Raw genomic sequence first — 24,676 nt, 5'->3', positions numbered from 1 at the left:
GAGAAGAAGATGCAGTCGGACGAGTCCAAAGGCATCGAGTTGCGCGCAGAACACCAGCGCCAGTATCAGCGAAGGATGCTCGAGATCCGTGGCGCCTTCGAGGCTGGAGCGTCGGGTTCGGCTACGCTTGCCGCACGTACTGTAGCCACGGACGCATTGGTCACCGCCCTCTGGCAGCTCGCACTGGCAGCTGATCGTGGCATCGCTAAAGGTGTTTCCATCCTTGCAATTGGAGGATATGGTCGCAAGGAGCTCTTCCCCTACTCTGACGTCGATCTGCTTTTTCTGCTCGATTCTCGTGTGCAGGAAAAAGACGTAAAAGGAACCATTCGGCGTATCGGACAGGATATGTGGGACTGTGGCATCCGTGTCTCGCCTGCGACTCGAAAGTTAGCCGAGTGCGAGCGATTTTCCGCCGACAATGCCGAGTTCACCCTCTCGCTGATGGACCATCGTTTTCTTGCCGGAGACGCTGATCTCTATGCCAGGCTGGCAGGAGAGACAGTCCCTAAAATGATCGAGCGTGACAGGAAATCTATTCTGTCGCGCCTCCTGGAGCTAACGCGCGAGCGTCATGCGAAGTATGGCGATACGCTCTTCCATCTCGAGCCCAATATCAAAGACTGCCCCGGTGGTTTGCGTGATGTTCATGTCTGCGGATGGCTGGCTACGCTCGATCCATCGCTGAGTGAGCCACACCACAACGAGGCGGAGTTTCGGCTAGCCGTGGAGTTCCTGCGTCTGGTCCGCTGCTTTCTGCATTATCGACACGACCGCGACGACAACACACTCGACTGGCAGGCGCAGGATGCAGCAGCAAGAGCTGCCATCGGGTTGCAGCACAATGAGGGCGTCACGATCGATGCAGCGTACTGGATGCGTGCTTATTTCCGTTATGCGCGCATTGTTGAGCGCTCTTTGACCAGGAAGATCGAGGACCTGCCTCCGCAGAAGAGCGCTTCAAGGAAGCTGAGCTTCCGGCGCGAGAGCAAATCCGATCCTTTCCACGGCTTCCATATCGAACGTGGCCGCATCGTGCTCAATCCTTCCACATCGGATGATCCTGCTCAAGATCCGGAGATCGTCCTCGGTATCTTCGGCGCGATGGCGCAATCCGGGGCCAGGCTCGCCCGCGAAACTGAGGACAGGCTTGCCCAGGCTATTGGACAGCTTTCAGCCAATCTCGAAGAAGGTCCTGCGCTCTGGCAACAGCTGCAGCGAATCCTGATTGGCCAATATGCAGGCGATGCCTTGCGCACAATGCATGTCCTCGGCATCCTCGAGCTCATCATCCCCGAATTCCACGGCATCGATGCGTTGGTCATTCGCGATGCCTACCATCGCTACACCGTTGACGAACACACCTTTGTGCTGATCGATACATTGCACAATCTCAATAGTGCGACCAGACCGGAGACTGGCCACCGTGGTGAGTGGGCATCGAGGGTTGGCGCGCTGCTGCGTGAGTTGCCGCATCCCGCAGTCCTTTACCTGATGGCTCTTCTGCACGATACAGGCAAAGGCCGCAGCACTGGCGATCATGCACAGGAGAGCGCACGTCTTGCGCAAAGCGTTCTTGCTCGGCTGGAGCTCGATCCCTACGAGAGCGATCTTGTGACCAACCTGATCGCGCTGCATCTGGAGATGTCCTCCACACTGCGTCGCGACATCTTCGACGCCGAGACGGTACGTGCCTTTGCCGGCAAGGTGCAGACGCCCGAGCTGCTGCGTATGCTCACCCTTTTTACCTACTCCGATATCAACGCCGTTCATCCTGACGCGCTGACTCCGTGGAAGGCAGAGAATCTGTGGCGTCTCTACATCGCAACGGCGAACTATCTCGACCGCAGCGTCGATGATGACCGCGTAGGCGGACAAGAGGCGCGCGAACTGGTAGATCGTGTCGCCGCGTTACTCCCAAACCAGAGAGCTGCCGTTGCAGACTTCCTCGAAGGCTTCCCCGAGCGTTATGTTCTTACGCGTGCGCCAGAGCAGATTCGCACGCATTTCCGCATGTCGCAGCAGCTGGATGCAGACCGCGTACAACTTGATTTCCGTTATGCGCCCGGGGTCAGCGAGCTGACGGTCGTTACCCCTGATCGCGCACAACTTTTTGCCAATATGACAGGTGCACTCGCGGCCTGGGGAATGAATATTGTCACGGCAGACGCATTCTCCAATCGTGGCGGAATCGTCGTCGACAGTTTTCGCTTTACTGATACATTTCGCACGCTTGAGATGAATTCTTCTGAGCACGAGCGCTTTGTGAAAAGCGTGCATGACGTCATGTCCGGTGCTATCTCCGTAGAGAAGCTGTTAAGCGGTCGCCGTCGTGCAAGGCGCAAAGCTCCAAAGATTGTCGTGACCCCTCGCTTCACCTTTGATGACGAGGCTTCATCCCACAGCACATTGCTTGAGGTCGTTGCACAAGACGTTCCCGGTCTGCTGCGTGTTCTGAGTCTTACCATTGCGGCAAACGGCCTTAACATTGAGGTAGCGTTGATCGATACCGAAGGCGAAACAGCGATCGACGTCTTTTATCTGACGCACAATGGGGCGAAGCTTGAAAAGAAACAACAGCGTGCTCTGCGCACGGCGCTGCTTGAGGCCATGGAAGAGAATGCACGGTAAGTTGGCGGCATGCTGCCTTGTAATGACAATTTGCTCCGCCGCCGCTATTGCGCAGCCATCCATAAAGCGATGTAATGTGGCAACACTTGAAGGCGAAGTACGAGCAGGCGAATCATTTCTCAGCCCCATCGGCACCGGCCTGGAACTGATGCTGGAACCGCTCGCATCGGGTTGGATTGTGCGCGTACTACCTGCAGGAAAACCGCGTCCATCGCACGATTACGCTGAACTGGCGACTCCGCCGTATCGCTCGGTCAGCCCATTGCTGATCAGCACCGACTACAGCTTTCGTGCGCAGGATGCTATCGGCTGGAATCCTCGCCGTTTTCATTTCGCTGCCAGTGATGCGAACTTCATTCGGATGCTCAAGGCGTACGAGGAGTACGAGTCGAAAGGGCCTGCTTCCGTTTCGGCGCAAACACAGCTTGCAGAGTTAGCCAGCCAGGCTCCCGCAGCTACCTTTACGATCCTCGATGCACGCCTGATACCAGGAACGGGAGATCAGGCGCGCACTGTGGCGCCCGTAGCATCGCATTTTGCTGCGACCGCGCATACGATCGAAACGCCTACCGATGGAAAAACATCACCTCTGGGAAAGATCACTGCCATGCGCTTTCGTGTCGAGCTTGAGCTTCCTCAAGGATTCAGGCCTGACCGCCGTCTAAGCCTCAAGCCGGTTTCGTGTGGTCGGTAATCGATTCGCCTGCATGCTGGTTTTCCTGTTCAGCTCGTAAATATCCGAATAATTCGTCCCAAACACGATCCGCCGCTCTATCATGGCTACATGAGCACAGTTTCAAACGGCAATACCAGCAGTGGACGGCCCACGGATGTGCCGCAGAAGGGTGATCGCTACCTTTTCGGCAACCTTGAGAGCTCTGCAAAAAACCAGGAGAAGCTCAAAGAAGTTAACTGGGGATATGACCAGCCGGAAGGCATCGTGCTGGCCTCGCTGGATGCAGCCATCAACTGGGTCAGAAAGAATTCTGTCTGGCCGATGACCTTCGGCCTGGCCTGCTGCGCGATCGAGATGATGTCCATGGGCGGTTCGCGGTACGATATCGCTCGCTTTGGCGCAGAGGTTTTTCGGCCTTCGCCCCGGCAGAGCGATCTGATGATTATCGCTGGTCGCGTCTCGCAGAAGATGGCGCCGGTGATCCGCCGCCTTTATGAGCAGATGCCTGAACCCAAATGGGTTATCTCGATGGGAGCCTGTGCGACTTCGGGTGGTGTCTTCAATAATTACGCCCTGTTGCAGGGAGTGAATCAGGTGATTCCGGTGGATATCTATGTTCCTGGCTGTCCGCCGCGCCCGGAGCAGTTGCTGTATGCGATTACGCTGCTCCAGGAGAAGATTCAGAGTGAGCGGGGTACAGTACGAAAGACTCTGAACCTTGCGTAGAACAAGAGGTGACTTGGGTAACTCGGAAGATTCTTCTCTTTCGGATACCCTGTTGCACGAAAGGTAAACTATTGAAAATAGTATTACCGTAGAGTATTTTTTTTAGCGATAGCTTTAGCAACTAAGGTAAGCTTTACAGAATCGAAGCAGTTTATTGGAATTTATTAACCTGTTCAGTAACCTTCGAGAAATGCGTACTGTTCAGGCTCATAAAAAATGCAAGTATTTGAGCGGAGGAAGTGTAATGGTTTATAGCCCTTTACGTAGTTTTGGCCGGTTCGTACTGGCTGCGTGTGCAGTCAGCCTTGGAGTCGCGAGTCTGGGTGCGCAGACTCCCAGCACAGCCGCCCCGGTGGGCGCAAATCCATCACGCTTTGATCTGTTCACCGGCTATTCGTACTTTGGTGCGCACGGACAGTTGAAGCCAGCTGGCATCAACTATTCTTCGGTTGACCTCGGTGCGATCGGTAGCGGTGCCTACTACTTCAACAAGTATTTCGGCGGCGAGATCAACTTCGTTGCGCATCCCGACGGAAAGAACGATGGTCTGTACACGGCTTCGGCTGGCCCCATCTTCCGCGCTCCGATGCAAAACTTCACCCTCTTCGCTCACGGCCTTGCTGGCGGCGCGAAGCTCGGTGGTCCGAACCTGTCGAATCCCTTCATCTACCACAACCCCTACCAGTGGGGACCGGCTCTGACTGCCGGCGGTGGTATGGACTACGATCTGCCGTTCTTCAATCACCGCTTCTCGTTCCGTCTCTTTGAGGCTGACTACCGCTATATCCACGCGAACTTTGGTCCGTATACGCCTCCTCCCACTACAGGTCAGATGGGTGGACGTGCGAACCTGAACGGCGTGGACCTCAGCACCGGTATCGTTACGCACTTCGGCCACATCATTCCTCCTCCTCCTGTCACCTACACCTGCTCGGCATCGCCCTCGACCGTTTATCCTGGCGACCCGATCACTGTGACCGGTACGGCTGCGAATCTGAACCCGAAGAAGACGGCCACCTACAACTGGACCTCGGACGGTGGTACCGTTTCGGGAACCAGCAACACGGCTAATGTCACGACGACGAACCTGAACCCCGGCAGCTACACCGTCAAGGGTCATGTCTCCGAGGGCAACAAGCCTGGTGAGATGGCAGACTGCTCGGCACCGTTCACCGTTCAGGCGTATCAGCCTCCGACGGTCACCTGCTCGGCATCGCCCTCGACCGTTGCTCCTGGCGACTCGTCGACGATCACTGCTAACGGCGTCAGCCCGCAGAATCGTCCTCTGACCTACAGCTACAGCTCGACGGCTGGTTCGGTCACGGGTAACACCTCATCGGCAACCCTCAACACGACCGGCGCAGCACCTGGAACCATCACGGTGACGGCGAATGTGGTTGATGACAAGGGTCAGTCGGCTTCCTGCACCACGACGGTTACGGTCAATGCTCCTCCGGCGCCTCCGGCTCCGACGACGCAGGCTCTCTGCTCGATCACCTTCGATCGTGACAAGAAGCGCCCGACCCGCGTGGACAACGAAGCTAAGGCTTGCCTGGATGACATCGCTCTGAACATGCAGCGCTCCTCGGATGCGAAGCTGGCTGTTGTCGGCAACGCAGCATCCACCGAGAAGGCTGGCAGCAAGGCGGCGGCATCTCGCGCAGTCAACACCAAGGACTACCTGGTCAAGGAGAAGGGCATCGACGCAAGCCGTATCTCGGTCTACACCGGATCGCAGGACGGCAAGTCGGTAACCTCCACGCTGATCCCGACCGGAGCGACGCTCGACCAGTCTGGCCTGACGCCAGTTGACGAGAGCGCCACGAAGGTTGTGTCGCGCACGGCTCCTGTCAAAAAGCACCACAAGAAGAAGTAGTTCTAACGAGTAAGTCGAACAAAAGGCTGACTGGGAACCAACCCAGTCAGCCTTTTTCTTTTCCCTCGTAATGACTGGGCTATTAGCAATTCGGTAAACTTCTTCACAGAACTATGCGAACCAACCGGATATCCCTCGTTGCCCTCCTTTCTATTCTGTTTCTTCCCGTCTTCCATTCTCAGGCTGCAGTAACAGGCTGGCTGCCTTTTGGACCGGATGGTGGAGATGCGCGCTCGATTGCTGCCGATCCACACGACAAGAACCATCTGTATCTCGGCACCGCGAACGGCTGGATTTACGAGTCGCACAATGAAGGCGCAGAGTGGAAGCGTCTTGCGCGGGTCGGCAAGCGCGATGATCTGGTACTGGATTCGATCGTGGTCGATCCGCTCAATACCAACCACGTCATGGTTGGTGCGTGGGTGCTTGGCGGTCAGGTTGGCGATCTCTTCACCAGCGATGATGCGGGTGTGACCTGGAAGACGATTCCCGAGCTGAAGGGGCAGTCGGTCCTTGCTCTGGCGAACGCTGCCTCTGATCCGAAGATGTTCGTTGCCGGTACGCTCAAGGGAGTCTATCAATCGAATGACAGTGGCGCGCACTGGACGCTGATCAGCCCTCCGGGAAGCACCGAGATTCATGAGGTCGAGTCAGTTGCGATCGATCCCAAAAATCCGAAGATCATCTTTGCCGGCACATGGCATCTTCCATGGAAGACAACGGATGGCGGCGTGACCTGGAGCAACATCACGTCGAAGAATGGTGTGATTGATGATTCCGATGTCTTCTCGATCATCATCGATCCGGTAAACCCGGGCGTTATGTATGCGAGTGCATGCTCGGGTATTTATAAGAGCGAAGACTTAGGCTCTGTATTTCATAAGATCCAGGGAATTCCTTCGACGGCGCGTCGTACGCGCGTGCTGATGCAGGATCCGCAGCACCAGAACATCGTCTTTGCGGGCACGACGGAAGGTCTTTATCGCACGGTGGACTCGGGCAAGACGTGGGTTCGCATGTCGGGGCCTGAGTTGATCGTCAATGATGTCTACATCAATCCGACGGACACGAATCGTGTTCTGCTGGCAACGGATCGTGGTGGTGTTCTGGTTTCGAACGATGGCGGCGCGAGCTTCAAGCCTGCGAATGCAGGATTTTCGTCGCGTCAGATTACGTCGTATGTCGAAGACCAGCGTCAGCCGAACACGATCTATGTTGGTTTGGTGAACGACAAGGCGTGGGGCGGCGTTTTCGTCAGCAGCAATGGTGGAATGACGTGGACACAGAAGAATGCCGGGCTTGAGGCGCATGACGTCTTCAGTCTTGGTCAGGCTCCGGATGGTTCTCTGGTTGCGGGAACGCGTCACGGAATCTATCGGCTGGCCGGTCCAACGTGGACGAAGGTGGAGAAGGTCTCGCTGGAGCTTCCGGTTGTAGAGACTCCTGCTGTCGCGAAGCCGGTTGTTGCGACCAGGAAGGGCGCGCGCAAGCCAGTTGCGAAGGCTCCGGTAAAGAAGGTTGTGAAGCCTGCAGCGAAGCCATTTGATGGAACGGTTTTTGCTTTCACGCGCGATGGCGATGCGATTTATGCTGCGACGTCTGCCGGGATTCTGAAGAGCACGGATTCGGGCCAGAGCTGGGCGCTGGCGGCCGATCCGCAGGGTCACCTGTGGTACGCGGTCGCGTCGCAGAAGGGCGTGACGTTTGCGGCTTCGCTTTCGAAGGCGGAGCTGACTTCGGACGGCGGTAAAACGTGGACTCCGGTGACGCCTCCATCGGAGCTGACGCAGATTGCGGCGGTCGCCGTCGATGGTTTCGGCGGACTCTGGATCGGCGGCCGCGAAGGCGTTTACCTCTCGGAGGACAAGGGCGCAAGCTGGCACATTGTGCAGAACCTCTTTATGCGCGACGTGAACAACATCTTCTACGACGAGCGCGGAGAGCGGGTGCTGGTGACAGCAAACAGCCCGACGACGCTGGTCTTTGCCGCGCATCTTCCGGACAAGAAGGTGACCTACTGGAACACGGGATGGAACATGCGTCTTGTGCGTCCGGTGGGCGATCACCTGGTGGGTGCGACGATGTTTGACGGTATCGTGATCCAACCGGAGATGACGAACTCGGCCGAGGTGAAGCACTAACCCCCTCCCCCCAGGGTGGACGGGAAAGCAGCCTGTTTTCAATGGCTTGTGCGATTTGCACAGGGTAAAATATTGGAAACAGATGGTTTAAGTGCAAAAATATTGATTTATAAAGAGTTAAGCCCCGACTAAAAGGTCGGGGCTTCTTTATTTGATTCGACTGGTTTAAGTATAGCGAGGCGAGGGAAACTAATCGGCAGATTTTTGGCGTTCTATTGGCTTTGAAATGAGTGAGATGCAAATTTCAGGGGCTTGACAGGAATTTTTGGCTAAATTTCGGCGGCCATGCGACCTTCGTCGGGGCAGGGTTTTCAAGGACAATGGAAGTCGCACTTCGGTGCTATTGCTGACACATCTTTCGAAAGGCTCGGGCGAGATTTGCGGCTGAGCAAGAGGGAGGCAATTCAGACGTTCCGTCCTGACGTATTCACTCCCCGATGGCCGTGGCTGATTGGATGTATGGGCCACACGCCAGGCACCCAAATTTTTTCAGCCCGAGACCGATTTCAGGAATAAGGTGCCCTGCGGGTATTCCGATGGTCTTTGATCCTGGACATCGCATGAACGCAGTCTTAGATTTCTTTCCATAAGGCAGAGCTATATGACAAACGAATATTCTCCAGATCAGGAACAGATACAGAAGGCTCTCGACCAACATTGGCGCGCGTCGGCAGCAGGCGATGCGGAGGCAGAGCACGATATTTACGCGGACGATGCAATTTGTGACTATCCACAGTCGGGCGAACGCATCGTGGGGCGAAGAAATTTACAGGCTCTGCGAAGTCATCATCCGGGTAAGCCATCGGGTTTCGAGGTAAGACGAATTCTCGGAGGCGGCAATCTTTGGGTTACGGAGTACACGATTCTCTATCAGGGACGACCGGCATACACGGTCAGCATCATGGAGTTTCGGGATGGCAAGGTTGTGCACGAGACACAATATTTCGCTGACCCCTTCGAGGCTCCTGCATGGCGGAGTCAGTGGGTTCGGAAGATGGGCTGACGCGAAATAACACTACGGGTGGGTGACGCATGGATGCAGGAATCCATGGTTGCACACTCGGTTTCGATCTGTTGATCCACCACGCTCAGAATGTCGGGGCAGTGTATTCTGGGCGCGTGTCGAAACCATCTGAAAAATTATCCTCTGTGAACGCTCCTGAGACCGCTGCGCTGTCGCGTGTCGATCGTCGTGAATTTATCAAAACGAGTTCTCTGGCTGCCGGTGCTCTCGTGCTTGGTGCGCCTGCGTTTTTGCGCGGACAGAACCTCAACAGCAAATTGAACATTGCCTGCATCGGCGTTGGAGGAAAAGGCCGGAGCGATACGGATGCCTGTGCGGGCGAGAATATCGTCGCGTTGTGCGATGTGGATACGGGTTCGGAGGCGTATCAGACGCAGACGAAGAAATATCCGAATGCGAAGTTTTACAAGGATTTTCGGCAGATGCTGGATCAGATGGGCGACCGGATCGATGCGGTGACGGTTTCGACGCCGGATCATATGCATGCGATTGTGGCGTCGGCGGCTATGAAGAGGAACAAGGCGGTGTTTTGCCAGAAGCCATTGACGCAAACGATCTATGAGGCGCGTTATCTGCGGGAGATGGCCCACAAGAGAAAGATCGTTACGCAGATGGGCAACCAGGGCAGCGCCTCGGACGGTTTGCGCCGCGCGGTGGAGACGATTCAGGACGGACTTATCGGTCAGGTGCATGAGGTTCATGTCTGGACGAACCGCCCGGTCTGGCCGCAGGCGATGGAGCGTCCCGTGGGAGAAGACCCGGTTCCTGCGACGCTGGACTGGGATGTCTGGATTGGGCCTGCGCCGATGCGGCCCTATAAGGGAGGCAGCAATCCGAAGGCAGGAGTTTACGAGCCGTTCAACTGGCGTGGGTGGCAGGATTTCGGTACGGGTGCGCTGGGCGATATGGCCTGCCATACGGTGAATATGCCGTTTCGCGCTTTAGATCTCGATCACCCGACGACGATTGAAGCGATGCCCTTCGGCCAGATGAATAAGGAATCGTATCCCGTCGGGTCCAAGATTCGGTTCGATTTTCCGAAGCGCCAGGGCCGCATTCCGCTTGAGCATCCGCATCTTTTTCACCATTACAGGAAGATCGAGCACGATGCGGTGACGCTGTGGTGGTATGACGGCGGCCAGCCTGACCCGGCAGCCCGTGGTGGCCATGACCTGAGCAACAAGCCTCCGATCGAACTGACGGCGGATATCGTGGCGCTGCAGGGCAAGGTTCCGGATAGCGGCTGTCTGCTGATTGGCGAGGGAGGTATGGTGTTTTCGCCGGACGATTATGGGACGAATTTCTTCATCAAATTGAAGGGCGAAGAGAAATTCGTCAACTACCTCAAGCATCCGGCCATGGCGCAGTATCCGGAGCGGATTCTGCGGAATCGTCATGAGGGGAATGGTGTTGTTGCGCATGCACAGGAATGGCTCGTTGCCATCAAGGAAAACAAGCCGGAGATGTGCTACTCGCGTTTTGACGTCGCCGCGCGGTTGACGGAGATCATGCTGCTGGGCTGCGTGTCGTTGCGTGTTGGCCAGAAGATCGAGTGGGATGGCCCGAAGATGGTTGCCAAAAATTGTCCGCAGGCGGCGCCGTTTATACGGCGGCAAAACCGTTCCGGCTGGGCCCTTTCGTAGCGTACCGGCAGGGAGCGGGAGAGCGTAGAATCGTTGTATGAGCTTTGAGGCGAATACGCGTGGCCTGGAGGCGGCGCAGCAGCCGCGGCACTCCTTTCAAACGGACGATCCGGCGCTGGGTGCGATTGCAGAGAAGGTGCTTGCCGGGGAGCGATTGAGCTTCGACGACGGGGTGGCGCTGTATCGCAGCGGCGACATTCTGGCTGTGGGCTGGCTGGCGAACTATGTTCGCGAGAAGCTGCATGGGGATGTGGCGTACTTCAATGTGAACCGCCATATCAATCCGACGAATGTCTGCGTGGCCTCGTGCAGGCTGTGCGCGTTCGGGCGCAAGAAGGGCGAGGCGGGGACGTATACGATGGCGCTCGAGGAAGCCTGGGCGGCGGCGGGCGAGGGCTATACGGAGGCAGTGACGGAGTTCCATATTGTGGGCGGGCTGCATCCCGATCTGCCGTTCGAGTACTTCATGGACCTGGTGCGCGGGTTGAAGGAACGCTTCCCGAAGGTCCACATCAAGGCGTTCACGATGGTCGAGGTTGCGTTTCTGGCCAAGCGCGGCAAGATGACGATTCCGGAGACGCTGGAGCGGATGAAGGCCGCGGGTGTGGATTCGATGCCGGGAGGCGGCGCGGAGATTTTTGCCGACCGGATACGGCACATCATCTGTGATCACAAGATTGACGGCTCGGAGTGGCTGGAGACGGCGCGGACGGCGCACAAGATCGGTTTGCGGTCGAATGCGACGATGCTTTACGGGCATGTCGAGAACGATGAGGACCGGGTCGACCACATGATCCGGCTGCGCGAGGTGCAGGACGATACGGGCGGGTTCCAGACATTTATTCCGCTGTCGTTCCATCCGGACAATACGGCGCTGGCGCATATTCCCAAGACAACGGGCATGCTGGACATCAAGCAGATTGCGATTGGCCGCCTGATGCTGGATAACTTTGCCCACATCAAGAGTTACTGGCAGATGGTGTCGCCGAAGATGGCGCAGATCTCGCTACGGTTCGGCGCGGACGATATCGACGGCACGGTGGTGGAAGAGAAGATCTACCACGATGCGGGCGCGACGACTCCGCAGGGGCTGCGGCGCAAGGATCTGGTGCGGCTGATTACGGAGGCGGGGCGTGTGCCGTTTGAGCGGGACACGATGTACCGTGCGGTGACTCGCAGCGAGGACAGCTTTACGATTGCAGTCTAATTGCCGCTTTTCAATTGAGCGGTTGAAACATCGGTCCGGCACTCCTTGTGGGTGCCGGATCGAGTTTTTGCGGCCCTAAGGTAGGCCGGGAGGCCTGTCTTTTGCCCAAAAGTCTCGCTTTTCTGGTTACTTGTGGCAATGTGAAAAGTTTTGCCACTCATGGTGGCAATCTTTTGGAACTGATTTTCCCTCGAATGCGCAGATTTCCCTCTTCAGAGCCAGTGGGAGGGGGTCAAACGGCCATTTTCCGGTGGATAACCGGCTTTTAAAGATTGGCCGCACGTTTGCAATAAGGCAGAGTGCAGGACGCTCCCGATGACCACAAGGATTCACCGGGGACCTAATTCACTTTTGCCTGAGGAGGCATTTATGTACGTATTCTTTCTGCCGTCTATCGTTGCTCTGTGCGTGATCTGCTCCATTACCCTTCGCGATCAGTTCCGCTTCTCGACCAACCGCTAACGGGTGGGGTAAGTCGAAGTGCGGAGGCCTGTTGGGCCTCCGCTGCGTGACCCCGGGGTGTGTGGGGAAAGATCACTTGTGAGGCAGCTATGCTGCGTCCAATACAAATTTTGTTATGAGAGAGCCGGGCCTTTGCGCCTGGTTCCGCTTTTTAAGCGGATGATTTCTGCGTGTCGCTGGCGGGCTGTTGGGTGGCGGAGGAAAAGAGGAGCATGGCCAGCACACCGATGAGCGGAATGCAGAGTCCGGCGCGGAGGGTGCTGAAGCGGGTGGAGGCTGCTCCGGTGAGCCAGGGAAGGATGGCTCCGCCGAGAGAGGCGCAGGCGAAGAGAGCGCCGAGGCGAGGGTGCTGTCCGGTACGCGCGAGAAGGAGAGAGACGAGGAGAGGATAGAGCGGGCCGAGGGCGACTCCGCTGAGGATGACTGCGGCGACGATGAGGGTATTTGCTGGATGGGGTGTGAGCAGAAGCGTGGCTTGCACTAAGAGGAGCAGGGTAAGGAATGCGCGGTAGAGCTTGGACGGGCTGAGGTGGGGCGGTAGCGCGGCCAGCAGCAGGCGTCCCATGAGTTCGGCTAACCAGTACGAGAGAGCAATTGCGGCGGAGCTGAGCACGGTGCTGTTCCGCAGGGCGAAGCTGGGGAGCCACCCACCGAGAGAGTTTTCTGTGCCGATGTAGAGCAGGAGCGATGCGGCAAAGAGAAGCATCGTGAGGAGAGAAAGCGGCAGGCGCGAGGGAGATGCTGCGGCATCGGGAGCAGAGGCTGCAGAGGGCAATCCGGTGATCGCGATGCAGAGGCCGGAGAGGGCGAGGATGGCTCCGGCGATGGCGAAAAAAGAGGAGCCGGCGGCGTGGAGGAGGGCAGGGCAGGCGATGGCCCCGAGACTCCAACTGACGTTGAGGATGGCGAGGACACGAGCTCGATTGGCGGAGCTGGTTCCGGCGACGACGTTGCCTGCGGCGAGCGAGAGGCCGAGGCCGAGGCCGCAGGTGGCGAGAGCGAGGTGGGCGGTGTGGAACGTGGTCCAGTGGAGAGCGGTGCATCCTGCGGCGGCGAGTGCTGCACCGGCGAGGAGGCTGAACCGAAGGTTGCGGGTGGCGAACCAGGAGCCGAGGAACTGTCCGGCGAAGAAGGAGGAGAAGAGGGTGCCGGCCTGGGCGTCTTCGAGATGCCAACGCTGGATGAAGGAAGGCAGAAGGGGGCCCAGCATGACGGTGACGATGCCTGTAGCTGCGAAGTAGAGGAAGATGGGCAGGAGCGATCGCCAGGGCGTGGCGGGAGCGGCGTCAGTCGATGCAGGCGGAGACATTGCGGATCAGGGCCGGGTGCGGCGGAGCGGTGCGGCGGCGGTGGATTCGCGAACGACCAGCTCGGGCGTGAAGAGCACGGTTTCGGGGTAGGGCTGCGTGGGGGACTGTATGCGCTGGATGAGGAGCTCGGCGGCATCGCTGCCCATTTTGGCGAGCGGCTGGCGCACGGTGGTGAGGCGCGGGTTGAAGTATTCGGCGACGATGATGTCGTCGAAGCCGATGACGGAGATGTCGCGGGGGCAGGAGAGGCCTGCGTCTTCGATGGCGCGGATGGCGCCGATGGCGGCGGTGTCGTTGAAGCAGAAGACGGCGGTGAAGTCGCGGGTACGGTCGAGGAGGTTGCGCACGGGGAGGTAGCCGAGCTCGGGGGACCAGAGATTTTTCTCGAGGTAGATGCAGAGCTCGGGACGTATGTCGATGCCGATCTCGTGCGCGATGGCGGTGATGGACTGCCAGCGCGACTCGGAGTCGAGAGAGAAGTGCTGGCCTTTCATGAAGGCGATGCGGCGGTGGCCAAGCTCGTACAGGTGACGCAAGGCGAGGCGTGTGGCGCGGTCGTGGTCGATGACGAAGTTGGTGACTCCGGGAGTCGGGATGTGGGAGGAGACGGCGACGGCGGGCAGCTTGATCTGACTGCGAAGCTCGGTGTTGACGAGCAGGAAGCCGTCGACGGCGCGGCTCATGAGCAGGTCGGGGTACTCCTCGAGCAGGTCGGGACGGCAGAGATGGCTGACGGTGAAGTAGAGGTAGCCAGCCTGCATGAGATAAGGCTCGACGCCGAGCATGAGGCGGGTGAAGTAGCCTTCGCTGATCTCAGGGACGACGACACCGATGGTGTTGCTTTGCCGGGTGCGGAGCATGCGGGCGTGCGGATTGGGGCGATACTGCAGCTTTTTGGCTGCGTCGAGCACGCGCTGGCGGGTCTGCGGCGAGATGGATTTGGCGAGTGAAGAGTTGTTGAGGACGATGGAGACGGTCGCCGGGGAGAGCCCGAGGTATTCGGCGAGAGTTTTGAGAGTGATTGGTCTGCCGGTATCGGGGACGCTCTTACGTTTGGTCATCCGTCTTCCTGTACGTTGCGATGCATCAGTATTACATCGCAAGGATGAGAGTGGGAACCTCTTCTACAGATGGTGCAGGGAAGAGGATTGTGATGGGATGAGGGGATGGGCGACGCTGCACTGACATTTCGACGATATGAGCCACGCGACCTGGCTGCGATTGTGGAGCTGGATGCAGCTTGTTTTGCGCCGCCGTTCCGCTTCAGCCGGACGGCGATGCAGCGTTATGTCGAGGCAGAGAATGCGTGGGTGGTTGTGGCGGAGTCAGCAGGCGCGATTGCTGGATTCTGCATTGTGCATCGAGAGGAGATGCGGGGCGCGAAGGTGGGTTATGTGATCACGATCGATGTGGCCGACGCGGTTCGCAGGAGAGGCATTGGAGAACGGATGCTTCGGGATGGTGAGGCATGGATTGCTGGCTTGGGAGGAGTTGCCATGCTGCTGCATGTTTATGCGAAGAACGCGGGCGCCATACGTTTTTATGAGAGGAGCGGATACGAACGGGCCGCAGAAGAGGAGGACTTCTACGGCCCGGGGGCGGATGCGTTGTTGTACTGGAAGCGGCTTTCGCTATAAGCCACCGTATCGGTTACTTTTTGCCGAAGACGTCGCCCATGCGGCGGATCTGCGCTCCCACGCCGCGGAGTTTTTCTTCGATGCGCTCGTAGCCACGATCGATGTGATAAACGCGGTCGAGGATGGTTTCGCCATCAGCGACCAATGCAGCGAGGACAAGTGAGGCGGAGGCGCGGAGGTCGGAGCACATGACGGCCGCGGACTGCAGCGGGGTCTTGCCGCGAACGGTGGCAGTGCGGCCCTGCACGGTAATGTTGGCTCCCATGCGGTTGAGCTCGCCAACGTGCATGAATCGGTTCTCGAAGATGTTTTCTGTAACAACGGAGGTGCCTTCCATCTGCGTGGCGAGGGCCATGTACTGGGCCTGCATGTCGGTGGGGAAGCCGGGATACTCCTCGGTGGAGATGTCGGCAGCTTTGAGCTCGCCTGCGCCGGAGCGAACGCGGACGTGATCTTTGCCGACGTCCAGCTTGACGCCGCACTCTTCGAGCTTGGAGATGAGTGCGCTGAGATGTGCGGGCTCGCAGGAATCGACGTTGAGGTCGCCGCCGGTGATGGCTCCCGCGATGAGGAAGGTTCCGGCTTCGATGCGGTCGGGGTTGATGCGGTGCCGGGCGCCATGGAGGCTGCTGACACCCTGCACCTTGATGGTGGAGGTTCCGGCGCCTTCAATTTTGGCTCCCATGGCGACAAGCAGGGCGGCGAGATCGGTGACTTCGGGCTCGCGGGCGCAGTTCTCGAAGATGGTCTCGCCATCGGCGAGGACTGCGGCCATCAGCAGGTCTTCGGTGCCTGTGACGGTGATCTTGTCGAAGACGATGTGTGCACCTTTGAGGCGGTCGGCCCTGGCTTCGAGGTAGCCGTGGTCGTAGGTGATGGTGGCACCCATGGACTCGAGGCCCTTGATGTGGAGGTCGATGGGACGGCCGCCGATGGCGCAGCCGCCGGGCATGGCGACGCGAGCGATGCCGGTGCGCGCGATGAGCGGGCCGAGGACGAGCGAGCTGGCGCGCATGGTCTTGACGATCTCGTATTTGGCGACGGGATCGGAGAGGATGCCGCACTTGATGCGCGTGCGGTGCTGGGCGCGTCCGTAGCCTAGCTCGACTTCGGCGCCCATGGAGGCGAGCAACTTGCGCTCAGTCTCGATGTCGCGGACCTGGGGGATGTTTTCGAGGATGACCTCGTCTTCGGTGAGGATGGCGGCGGCCATGCAGGGAAGGGCGGAGTTCTTGGCTCCGGAGACTTTGATGGTTCCGAGTAGAGGGTTTCCGCCGCGTACAACAAACTTGTCCATTGCCCCAGTTTACGGAAGAGTTACGAGGAAATGGGTATTGAGATTGGTGCGGAAAAAGCCGAAGCCGCACACGGAATGGTGCAGGTGTGCGGCTTCGGGCAGGTGACGCCGGTTTTAGCTGGCAGAAGGAGGCGTTGCGGCCTCGGGTTGCTGACCCTGCTGCTTGCCGTGCGGGCCACGATGCATGGACTTCAGCTGCTGCATCTGGTCGGGGGTAAGGACGCCCGCGAGCTGGGTATGGGTGTCCTTCTGGATAGCGCGCGCCTGCTCGCGGCGCTGGTCGGGCGTGAGACTGGTATTGGCACGCAGGGCGGCCATCTTCTGCTGGCGGTCGGCGAGGATGGGTTCGAGCTTGGCTGTCTGATCATCGGACAGGCCCAGCTTCTTGCCCATGTGCTGGGCTGCCTTGTGTGCATCGAAGGCGTGATGGCGACCGTGCGGTCCTGCTGGCTGCTGCGCGGCGCTGTTCTGGTTGTCGGCCGGCGCAGGCGCAGTCTGTTGTGCGAACGCTGCGGTCGCGGCCAGGGTGAGGGCTAGGGTCGAATGAATCAGGATGCGTTTCATACCTTGTGTTGCTCCTTGCGGCTGCGCTTGGGCTGCCGGTGTTGCTCTGCAGGAGTAAACACAAGCCCGGTGGAATGTTGTGGTGAGTATGCCGCGTCTTTTCAAGCGTAATGCTCGTCAAATGCCAGCGCTGTTAGCGGAAGCGCACATAGCCCCACTTGTCGGGGATGTGCATGTTGACGACGCCTTGCGGCGACCAGACCCAGTTGTCTTCCTTCGGCTGGCCGGCCTTCCATTCGACGCGGCTGAAGTTGACGCGCCACTCGGTGCCGGGCTTTGGACGCTCGACAGGGAGGCGCGAGCGGAACGCGGTCCAGGGGATGGCAATCTCGACGGTCCAGCTGTGGTCTTTGTCGTTGGGGTTGTTGAGTGTGCCGTTGAGCGCGACGGCGGTTTTGAGACCGGGGATGTCCCAGGAGTTATCGGCTTTGCCGCCTTCGCGGTAGGGCTTGTTGAGGTAGAGGTCCCAGGAGGTGTTGAGGGCGTTGATTTCGAACTCAAAGTAGCCGGATGTGTTGGTAGGCGGCTTGAGGAAGACTTCGAAGTCGTTGTCGTGGAAGATGACGGAGTCGTGTTGGGTGAGCGTGGCCTTGATTTCGGGCTCTTCGAGCTCGGCGCCAATGTAGAGATAGTCGTCGTCCCACAGGAGCCTGGTGCGGGTGCGGAAGCGCGGCCTGGGCTTGGCGTCGCCTTCGATGTCGACGAAGTCGTCGGTCCATGCAGCTTTCTGCCATGCGGGATCATCGAGCTTGCCGTCGATGACTAGAGGCTTCTCGGCTCGGACGCAGTCGTAGGTCTTCGGTGTTTGGGCGTGAAGGGCCGGTGTCGCAGTGATGAGGAGCGATGCGACACAGGCGAAGACGTTGTGTGGTGCGAAGGATCGGAAGGTTTGCATGTGTGACAGTCATCATAAAGGGCTGGAAGTGCTTCGTGCTGGAGCGGTGGCGATATAGAGTGTCTTCTATGAAGAGAGTTTCTCCGGCTTATTCGTTGAAGGCTTATCGTGAGGCATTGGATGAGGGACGCGTTACGAGCAGAGAGCTGGTGGAGGCTTGCCTGGAGGCTGCGCTGGACCGCGAAGGTGAGGGTGCGCATGTCTTCACGAAGGTGTTCGAATCGACGGCACGCGCTGAGGCGGAGGCTGCGGATTATCTGCCTGTGAGCGCCGGGCTGCCGTTGCGCGGTGTGCCGGTGACGGTAAAGGATCTGTTCGATGTCGAGGGACAGGTGACGCGCGCCGGGTCGGTGGTGCTCAACGATGCGCCGCCAGCAGCAAGTGATGCGGCGGTGGTGAGGCGGTTGCGTGATGCCGGTGCGGTGGTGGTGGGCCGGACGAACATGACGGAGTTTGCATTCTCGGGGCTGGGGTTGAATCCGCACTATGGAACGCCGCGGACTCCGTATGCGCGAGAAGAGGGAAGGATCTCGGGTGGGTCGTCTTCGGGATCGGCGGTTTCGGTGAGCGATGGTATGGCGGTCGCTGCGGTGGGATCGGATACGGGTGGCTCGATTCGCATTCCTGCGGCGCTGTGCGGTTTGACGGGATTCAAGCCAACGGCACGGCGCGTATCGATGCAGGGCGTGTTACCGCTGTCGCCCAGCCTGGATTCGATTGGACCGATTGCTGCGACGGTTGCGTGTTGTGCTGCGATGGATGAGGTGTTGTCGGGAGAGACGCATGCGTTGCAGCAGGAAGATGCGGCCGGTCTGCGTCTTGGAGTGCTGCAGGGCTACGTGCTCGATGGCTTAGAGAGCCACGTGGCGACGTCGTTCGATGCAGCACTGGATGCGCTTTCGCATGCTGGAGTGAAGGTGTCGGCGGTGCGATTCGATGCGCTGGATGAGATTCCGCAGTGCTATCGCTATGGAGGGATTGCGGCTGCAGAGTCCTATGCATGGCATCGTGAGCTGATCGCGCGTGCTGGAGATCGCTACGATCCGCGTGTGCTGACTCGCATTGTGCGCGGAGGAGAGATATCAGACAGCGAGTATCGCGATCTGCTGGATGCGCGGCGGCGCATCATCGCGGGTGCCGAGAAGGTCTTTGCGATGGTGGATGCATGGGTGATGCCGACGGTGCCGCGCGTTGCTCCGCTGGTTGCAGAGCTGGAGCGCAGCGATGAGGCTTACTTCGATGCGAACGGCGCAATGTTGCGGAACACGCTGGTGTTCAATTTTCTGGATGCGTGTTCCTTGTCGATGCCGTGCCACAGGCAGGGCGAGGCTCCTGTGGGGTTGATGCTCTCGGCGCGTGGCGACGATGATGCCCGGCTGTTGCAGGTGTCGCTGGCGGTTGAACGTGTGCTGGCCGAAGCAGGATTCGCGATACAGGGGCAGGTGAGTTTCTAACCGGTGATGCGGCCTGCGGTACGGAGCGCGACGATTTCGTCGTCGGTGAAGACGCGTGAGCGTGTGAGGAAGCGAACACCTTCAGGGCCTTCGAGCGAGAACATGCCGCCGCGTCCGGGGACGACGTCGAGGATGATTTGGGTGTGCTTCCAGTATTCGAATTGGGCACGGCCGATATAGAACGGTGCGCCGCCTACGGTGCCGAGCAGCACATCCTGATCGCCGGTGAGGAATTCGCCGAGCGGATAGCACATGGGCGAGCTTCCGTCGCAGCATCCACCGGATTGATGAAACATGATGTCACCGTGCGCAGCCCTGAGCCTGTCGATCAGGCTCAGGGCTGCAGCAGTTGCGGTGACTTGAAGCGGAACGGCTGTTGTTGCGATCGTCATTAGTACAGGCCGAGGGGCTTTGTGCTGTAGCTGACGAGCTGGTTCTTCGTCTGCTGGTAGTGGTTGAGCATCATCTTGTGATTTTCGCGTCCGATGCCGGACTGCTTGTAACCACCGAATGCTGCGTGGGCTGGATACATGTGATAGCAGTTGGTCCAGACACGGCCCGCTTCGATCTCGCGGCCGAAGCGATAGGCGCGGTTCAGGTCGCGCGTCCACACGCCAGCGCCGAGACCGTAGAGCGTGTCGTTGGCGATGGAGAGCGCTTCGTCGTCATCCTTGAAGGTCGTGACGGAGAGCACGGGGCCAAAGATCTCCTCCTGGAAGATGCGCATCTTGTTGTGGCCCTTGAAGACGGTTGGCTCGATGTAGAAGCCGGTGGCGAGGTCGCCTTCCATCTTGGCAGCGTTGCCGCCGGTGAGCACTTCTGCGCCCTCCTGCTTGCCGATGTCGAGATAGGAGAGGATCTTGTGCTGCTGCTCCTCGGAAGCCTGCGCGCCGATCATCGTGTCTTTGTCGAGCGGGTTGCCGCGCTTGATGGCCTTGATGCTCTTGAGCGCACGCTCCATGAAGCGGTCGTAGATGGATTCATGGATGATGGCGCGCGATGGGCAGGTACAGACCTCGCCCTGATTGAAGGCGAAGAGTACAAGTCCTTCGACGGCTTTGTCGATGAAGGAGTCGTCCTGGCTCATGACGTCGGCGAAGAAGATATTGGGCGATTTGCCGCCAAGCTCAAGTGTGACCGGGATGATGGTCTGTGAGGCGTACTGCATGATCAGGCGGCCTGTGGTTGTCTCACCGGTGAAGGCGACCTTGTTGACGCGCGGGCTGGAGGCGAGCGGCTTGCCTGCCTCGACGCCAAATCCATTGACGACGTTGACGACGCCGGGAGGAAGCAGATCGGAGATCAGTTCCATGAGAACGAGGATGGAGGCGGGTGTCTGTTCTGCCGGCTTGAGCACGACACAATTGCCGGCGGCGAGAGCAGGAGCGAGCTTCCACGAGGCCATCAGTAGGGGGAAGTTCCAGGGGATGATCTGGCCGACGACGCCGAGAGGCTCGTGATAGTGATAAGCAACGGTATCACCATCGATCTCGGAGATGCCGCCTTCCTGTGCGCGGATGGCTGCGGCGAAGTAGCGGAAGTGGTCGGAGCAGAGCGGGATGTCTGCGGCGAGCGTTTCGCGGATAGGCTTGCCGTTGTCCCAGGTTTCGGCGGTGGCGAGCAGCTCAAGATTGTCATCGATGCGCTGCGCAATCTGTTCGAGGATGCGTGCGCGCGTTGCGACCGCAGTCTTGCCCCAGGCCTTTTTCGCCTTGTGGGCTGCGTCAAGTGCACGGTCGATGTCAGCCGCGTTGGAGCGCGGAATCTCGCAGAAGGCTTTACCGGTGATCGGCGTGATGTTTTCGAAGTACTGCCCGGAGAGGGGCTCGACCCAGTGTCCGCCAATGAAGTTGCCGTAACGCTTGCGGAAGGGAACGGCGTAGCCGTATTGCCCGGGTGCGATCTGAAGAGTGGTTGCAGTTGCCATTGTTTTCACCTTTCCAATGCTCACGAAGAGATTGACCTCGGAAGGATGCTCGCTTGAAGCATCCGTGGTCAAGCGATGACGTGTCGCTGACCGTATCCCTTAGATAGAGAAGGGTCTGGGCGATGTGTTGGGCGGCGGTGCTTTTTACAGGATGAATCTTTTGGGAGGAAGGAAAAGAGAGCCCGATACCTATAGAATGGCTGACGAAAATCCAGGGAAATATTTACAGGAGGAAATTAAATTTCATGAGCAACAAACAGTGGTCGCGTCGTGATGTGATGATCGGTACCGCAGCCGCGCTGGCAACAGGTGCGCTTCCAATGCAGGCAGCTATGGGCGAAGTGATGCAGGCTTCGCAGCAACCCTATGATTCAGGGCGTGCTCATTGGATGCAGCAGCCTCGCTATACCTGGGGTGTGATGACGCACTACCTGTCGGATTGGCAGGGGCGCGACCATAAGCTCGACATGTCGGCGGACCGCTGGAACAAGATGATCGATGGGTTCGATGTGGAGGGAATGGCGAAGCGTCTGGAGTCAGTCGGCGCCGGTCACTACCAGATCAGCATCGGTCAGAACTCGGGCTATTATCTTTCGCCGAATGCGGTCTATGACAGGATCACCGGCGCTACTACGAGCAAGTGCTCGCGCCGGGACCTGGTTGCCGATCTCTACGAACCGCTGCATAAGCGGGACATCAAGCTGATGGTTTATTTGCCTTCGGGCGCGCCAGCACAGGACAAGGCCGCGGTGGCTGCACTGGAGTGGGAGAACGGGCCATATCCAAATAAGAATTTTCAAAAGAAGTGGGAGCAGATTATCGCGGAATGGTCGCGGCGATGGGGGAAGAAGGTCGAGGGCTGGTGGTTTGATGGCTGCTATTTTCCGAACTCGATGTATCGCTCGCCGTCGTCGCCAAACTTCACCAGCTTTGCTGCTGCGGCGCGCGCGGGCAATGCGGATTCGGTGGTTGCCTTTAATCCGGGCGTGGTCTACAGGCTGATCTCGATGTGTCCGGATGAGGACTATACGGCGGGTGAGATCGACAAGCCGGAGCAGGCCACGATTCGTCGCTCGCAGGATGGACGTGTCGACGGTACGCAGATTCACGTACTCAGTTTTCTGGGTGAGAAGTGGGGGTCGGGTAAGCCGCGTTTTTCGACAGAACAAATTATTGCGTTTACGAAGAGGGTCCGGGATGCCAATGGCTCGGTGACATGGGATGTTCCGGTAGAGCTTGATGGAACCATTACGCAGCCGTTTCTCGATCAATTGACTGCGCTCGGCAAGGTGTTTCCGAGGAACGCAGGCTAAGCGCTTCGCCGCGAGGTGATGTGCGATGCAATGTATAATCGTGGCTGAAAGCGGGAGTAGTTCAGTGGCAGAACGTCAGCTTCCCAAGCTGAATGTCGCCGGTTCGATCCCGGTCTCCCGCTCCATATTGCCAATAGACTTTATAAATCCCGCCCTACTTCATGGCGCGGGCTTCAAACTTTGCCAGTAGTTTGGCACCGCTATCGTACAGCTCCAATGTATTGTTTGTAATCTTCCAGGTTTCAACTTTATTGAGAGCCGCAAGGAAGGCCTGCTCGATATCCATGCCCTGTGCGCAGGCCATCATGGTGCTGCCAATGCCTTTGAAGTGCAGAGTGTTTCCTTCGACGGAGTAGCCGCCCATCAGCCGGTTGCATCCTCCTGAGCCGGAGAGTCTGTCGCCGGTGCGAAAGACGAGATGCGCCTCCTGCTGTTGGTTGGCTGCATTGACAGGCTTGCCACGCAGCTCCATCAACTTCCAATATGTCTCGCGCAGAGGCTCGTCCGCCGGTGCAGCAGCCTGAGCTGTGGCAGGCGACGGCTTGCTGCGCGAACCGCCTCCGGAGGCGCGCCGCAGCATCATCATGGAGATCTCGCTGCCATGGCCTTGCGTCAGTACCGCATATCGTTGGTCGGTGGTGAACCAGAGTTTTTTGTCCACCTTGATTTGTGCACGTACGGCATAGGTGTGGTTGGGCACAATTTTGCTGGAGTCATAGGAAATGGAGAACTGAAATGGAGGATTGCCTGGAGACTCCAACCGTGTGTTGCCGATTACAGTTGCTGGGGCATCGGCAAGCGAGACATCTTCCAGTGTTGCTTCGAAGATGGCATTTGGCGGAAGGGCCATTCTTTCGCGGTAGGTCGCAGTTCCAGTAACTTGAAGTGTCTGGCACGGTGCGGCCGCTGCAAGAGTCAGCATCGAGACAACGACGGCAATTCGGATCATCCTCGATCCTCCTTCGTACTGGAGACTATACCGCTTTGTCTGTGGTTGGTGCTTCGGTTGTTCGGTTGCAGGCCGCACGATGGAAATCGTACGGCCTGCAAGTTAGGCGATCAGTTGCCCTACATCTGCATCTGATGGACTTTGTACTGCTCTTCGACAGGTAATTGCCGTATGACGGTGAGTCCTTGCTCGCCGAGCAGGAATGTTGTTCCTGTCTCGCCATTCGTCAAACGAGCCTGCACTTGCTCGACCGTAGCGAGCGTCGCGGGACGAGATGCTACCGAGGTATCGACGATCTGATATTCGCGGGGTAGAGGTGCAGAATTGAAGGCCGTTTGGTGAGTTGTCAGGAGTCCGGTAATGCCCAGAGGCTCTGAGCCATCGAGGTTGATGAGCGCGGTCTTTTGCAGCTGTGGAACGAGTGACTTCTGCATGTCGAAGATCGCGAAGCTATGGTCGTTGCGGAAGCGCACCAGCTCTGTATGAGCGCCAAGCGGCTTGATAAAGTCGAAGGCCGATGGCGCTGTTAGCGCGACAGACGATGCGACTTTGATTCTGGCTGGATCTGTCACGTTGAGGATGGTCAGACGCTTGCCTTGCAACTGTTCGATGTAGAGATAGGTGCGACCTGCGTTGTCGGAGTGCAGGAGAAGAGCGTCGCCAGCAGTGCGAGTGAGCTCAGGAAGATCACGTGGCTCCAGGACAACCAGGTCCTTCGAGCTGGAAAGAATCTCTGCCTGAAGAGTGGGTACGGCGAGGGTTGCGAAGAGAATCAGGCTGGCTGCGAGATAACGTGTCGGAGTGTTCATATCGTTCATCCTTTCGAGATCAACAATGAACCCGGCGAATGCCTCTCGTCCAAGTAGTAATTGTGATGGCGTATAAACGTGCCGGCACGGCGCTCTTATAAGCTATAAGCGCCATACGAAACAGTGCGTGCTTTG

At 58.4% G+C, this 24,676-nt stretch carries 20 protein-coding genes and 1 tRNA gene; 12 read left to right on the top strand and 9 right to left on the bottom strand.

All coding sequences use genetic code 11. The features are described from left to right. Positions 1–9 precede the first annotated feature (9 nt). The 8 genes from glnD (at position 10) to mqnE (ending at position 11,924) form a co-directional block, all read left to right on the top strand. Positions 10–2,631, top strand: coding sequence for a [protein-PII] uridylyltransferase (gene glnD / locus KFE13_RS05705; protein WP_260706202.1), 2,622 nt, complete (start codon positions 10–12; stop codon positions 2,629–2,631). Positions 2,632–2,707: 76 nt separating this feature from the next. After that, entirely contained in the window at positions 2,708–3,325 is a 618-nt protein-coding gene (locus KFE13_RS05700) for a hypothetical protein (RefSeq protein WP_260706201.1), read from the top strand. Between the two features lie 90 nt (positions 3,326–3,415). Further along, positions 3,416–4,033 carry an NADH-quinone oxidoreductase subunit B gene (locus tag KFE13_RS05695; protein WP_260706200.1) on the top strand — a complete coding sequence of 206 codons (618 nt, stop codon included), beginning with the start codon at positions 3,416–3,418 and terminating at the stop codon, positions 4,031–4,033. A 244-nt stretch (positions 4,034–4,277) separates the two neighbouring features. Then, entirely contained in the window at positions 4,278–5,909 is a 1,632-nt protein-coding gene (locus tag KFE13_RS05690) for an OmpA family protein (protein WP_260706199.1), read from the top strand. Positions 5,910–6,022: 113 nt separating this feature from the next. Next, a complete protein-coding gene (locus KFE13_RS05685) occupies positions 6,023–8,050 on the top strand; it encodes a WD40/YVTN/BNR-like repeat-containing protein (RefSeq protein WP_260706198.1) in 2,028 nt (675 codons plus the stop codon). A gap of 601 nt (positions 8,051–8,651) precedes the next feature. Beyond that, positions 8,652–9,053, top strand: coding sequence for a nuclear transport factor 2 family protein (locus KFE13_RS05680; protein WP_260706197.1), 402 nt, complete (start codon positions 8,652–8,654; stop codon positions 9,051–9,053). 146 nt (positions 9,054–9,199) lie between these two features. Further along, on the top strand, positions 9,200–10,717 hold the full coding sequence (locus tag KFE13_RS05675) for a Gfo/Idh/MocA family protein (protein WP_260706196.1): 1,518 nt from the start codon (positions 9,200–9,202) through the stop codon (positions 10,715–10,717). A 37-nt stretch (positions 10,718–10,754) separates the two neighbouring features. Then, positions 10,755–11,924, top strand: a complete 1,170-nt coding sequence (mqnE, locus tag KFE13_RS05670) for an aminofutalosine synthase MqnE (RefSeq protein WP_260706195.1) — start codon at positions 10,755–10,757, stop codon at positions 11,922–11,924. Positions 11,925–12,537: 613 nt separating this feature from the next. Here mqnE and KFE13_RS05665 read toward each other — a convergent pair. After that, a complete protein-coding gene (locus tag KFE13_RS05665) occupies positions 12,538–13,695 on the bottom strand; it encodes an MFS transporter (protein ID WP_260706194.1) in 1,158 nt (385 codons plus the stop codon). Positions 13,696–13,701: 6 nt separating this feature from the next. Beyond that, positions 13,702–14,757, bottom strand: coding sequence for a LacI family DNA-binding transcriptional regulator (locus KFE13_RS05660; protein WP_260706193.1), 1,056 nt, complete (start codon positions 14,755–14,757; stop codon positions 13,702–13,704). 105 nt (positions 14,758–14,862) lie between these two features. Between KFE13_RS05660 and KFE13_RS05655 the strand changes: the two genes are divergently transcribed. After that, entirely contained in the window at positions 14,863–15,333 is a 471-nt protein-coding gene (locus KFE13_RS05655; RefSeq protein WP_260706192.1) for a GNAT family N-acetyltransferase, read from the top strand. A 13-nt stretch (positions 15,334–15,346) separates the two neighbouring features. Here the strand turns inward: KFE13_RS05655 and murA are convergent, their stop codons facing one another. From murA to KFE13_RS05640, 3 genes are all read right to left on the bottom strand, one after another. Then, a complete protein-coding gene (gene murA, locus KFE13_RS05650; RefSeq protein ID WP_260706191.1) occupies positions 15,347–16,630 on the bottom strand; it encodes a UDP-N-acetylglucosamine 1-carboxyvinyltransferase in 1,284 nt (427 codons plus the stop codon). Positions 16,631–16,744: 114 nt separating this feature from the next. Further along, entirely contained in the window at positions 16,745–17,299 is a 555-nt protein-coding gene (locus tag KFE13_RS05645) for a hypothetical protein (RefSeq protein WP_260706190.1), read from the bottom strand. Positions 17,300–17,327: 28 nt separating this feature from the next. Continuing rightward, on the bottom strand, positions 17,328–18,089 hold the full coding sequence (locus KFE13_RS05640) for a carbohydrate-binding family 9-like protein (RefSeq protein ID WP_260706189.1): 762 nt from the start codon (positions 18,087–18,089) through the stop codon (positions 17,328–17,330). A gap of 68 nt (positions 18,090–18,157) precedes the next feature. Here KFE13_RS05640 and KFE13_RS05635 point away from each other — a divergent pair, with 68 nt between their 5' ends. After that, positions 18,158–19,543, top strand: coding sequence for an amidase (locus tag KFE13_RS05635; RefSeq protein WP_260706188.1), 1,386 nt, complete (start codon positions 18,158–18,160; stop codon positions 19,541–19,543). Here KFE13_RS05635 and KFE13_RS05630 read toward each other — a convergent pair. After that, on the bottom strand, positions 19,540–19,935 hold the full coding sequence (locus KFE13_RS05630) for a DUF779 domain-containing protein (RefSeq protein ID WP_260706187.1): 396 nt from the start codon (positions 19,933–19,935) through the stop codon (positions 19,540–19,542). The genes KFE13_RS05635 and KFE13_RS05630 overlap by 4 nt on opposite strands. Continuing rightward, positions 19,935–21,470, bottom strand: a complete 1,536-nt coding sequence (gene adh / locus KFE13_RS05625) for an aldehyde dehydrogenase (RefSeq protein WP_260706186.1) — start codon at positions 21,468–21,470, stop codon at positions 19,935–19,937. The genes KFE13_RS05630 and adh overlap by 1 nt, the downstream gene beginning before the upstream one ends. A gap of 245 nt (positions 21,471–21,715) precedes the next feature. Here adh and KFE13_RS05620 point away from each other — a divergent pair, with 245 nt between their 5' ends. Beyond that, positions 21,716–22,783 (top strand): alpha-L-fucosidase, encoded by a 1,068-nt coding sequence (locus tag KFE13_RS05620; RefSeq protein WP_260706185.1) that lies wholly within the window; start codon positions 21,716–21,718, stop codon positions 22,781–22,783. A gap of 50 nt (positions 22,784–22,833) precedes the next feature. Further along, positions 22,834–22,908, top strand: a tRNA-Gly gene (locus KFE13_RS05615). A gap of 29 nt (positions 22,909–22,937) precedes the next feature. On the opposite strand, the gene KFE13_RS05610 is transcribed toward KFE13_RS05615, so the two are convergent. Together KFE13_RS05610 and KFE13_RS05605 are read right to left on the bottom strand one after the other, a co-directional pair. Beyond that, on the bottom strand, positions 22,938–23,732 hold the full coding sequence (locus KFE13_RS05610; RefSeq protein ID WP_260706184.1) for a YbaY family lipoprotein: 795 nt from the start codon (positions 23,730–23,732) through the stop codon (positions 22,938–22,940). A 119-nt stretch (positions 23,733–23,851) separates the two neighbouring features. After that, positions 23,852–24,541 carry an LVIVD repeat-containing protein gene (locus tag KFE13_RS05605; RefSeq protein ID WP_260706183.1) on the bottom strand — a complete coding sequence of 230 codons (690 nt, stop codon included), beginning with the start codon at positions 24,539–24,541 and terminating at the stop codon, positions 23,852–23,854. Between the last annotated feature and the right edge of the window lie 135 nt (positions 24,542–24,676).

The organism is Edaphobacter flagellatus (genome assembly GCF_025264665.1).
In the GTDB taxonomy this organism is placed as follows: domain Bacteria; phylum Acidobacteriota; class Terriglobia; order Terriglobales; family Acidobacteriaceae; genus Edaphobacter; species Edaphobacter flagellatus.
Note: the sequence above shows the minus strand (reverse complement) of the source record. Positions and strands in the feature narration are given on the sequence as shown.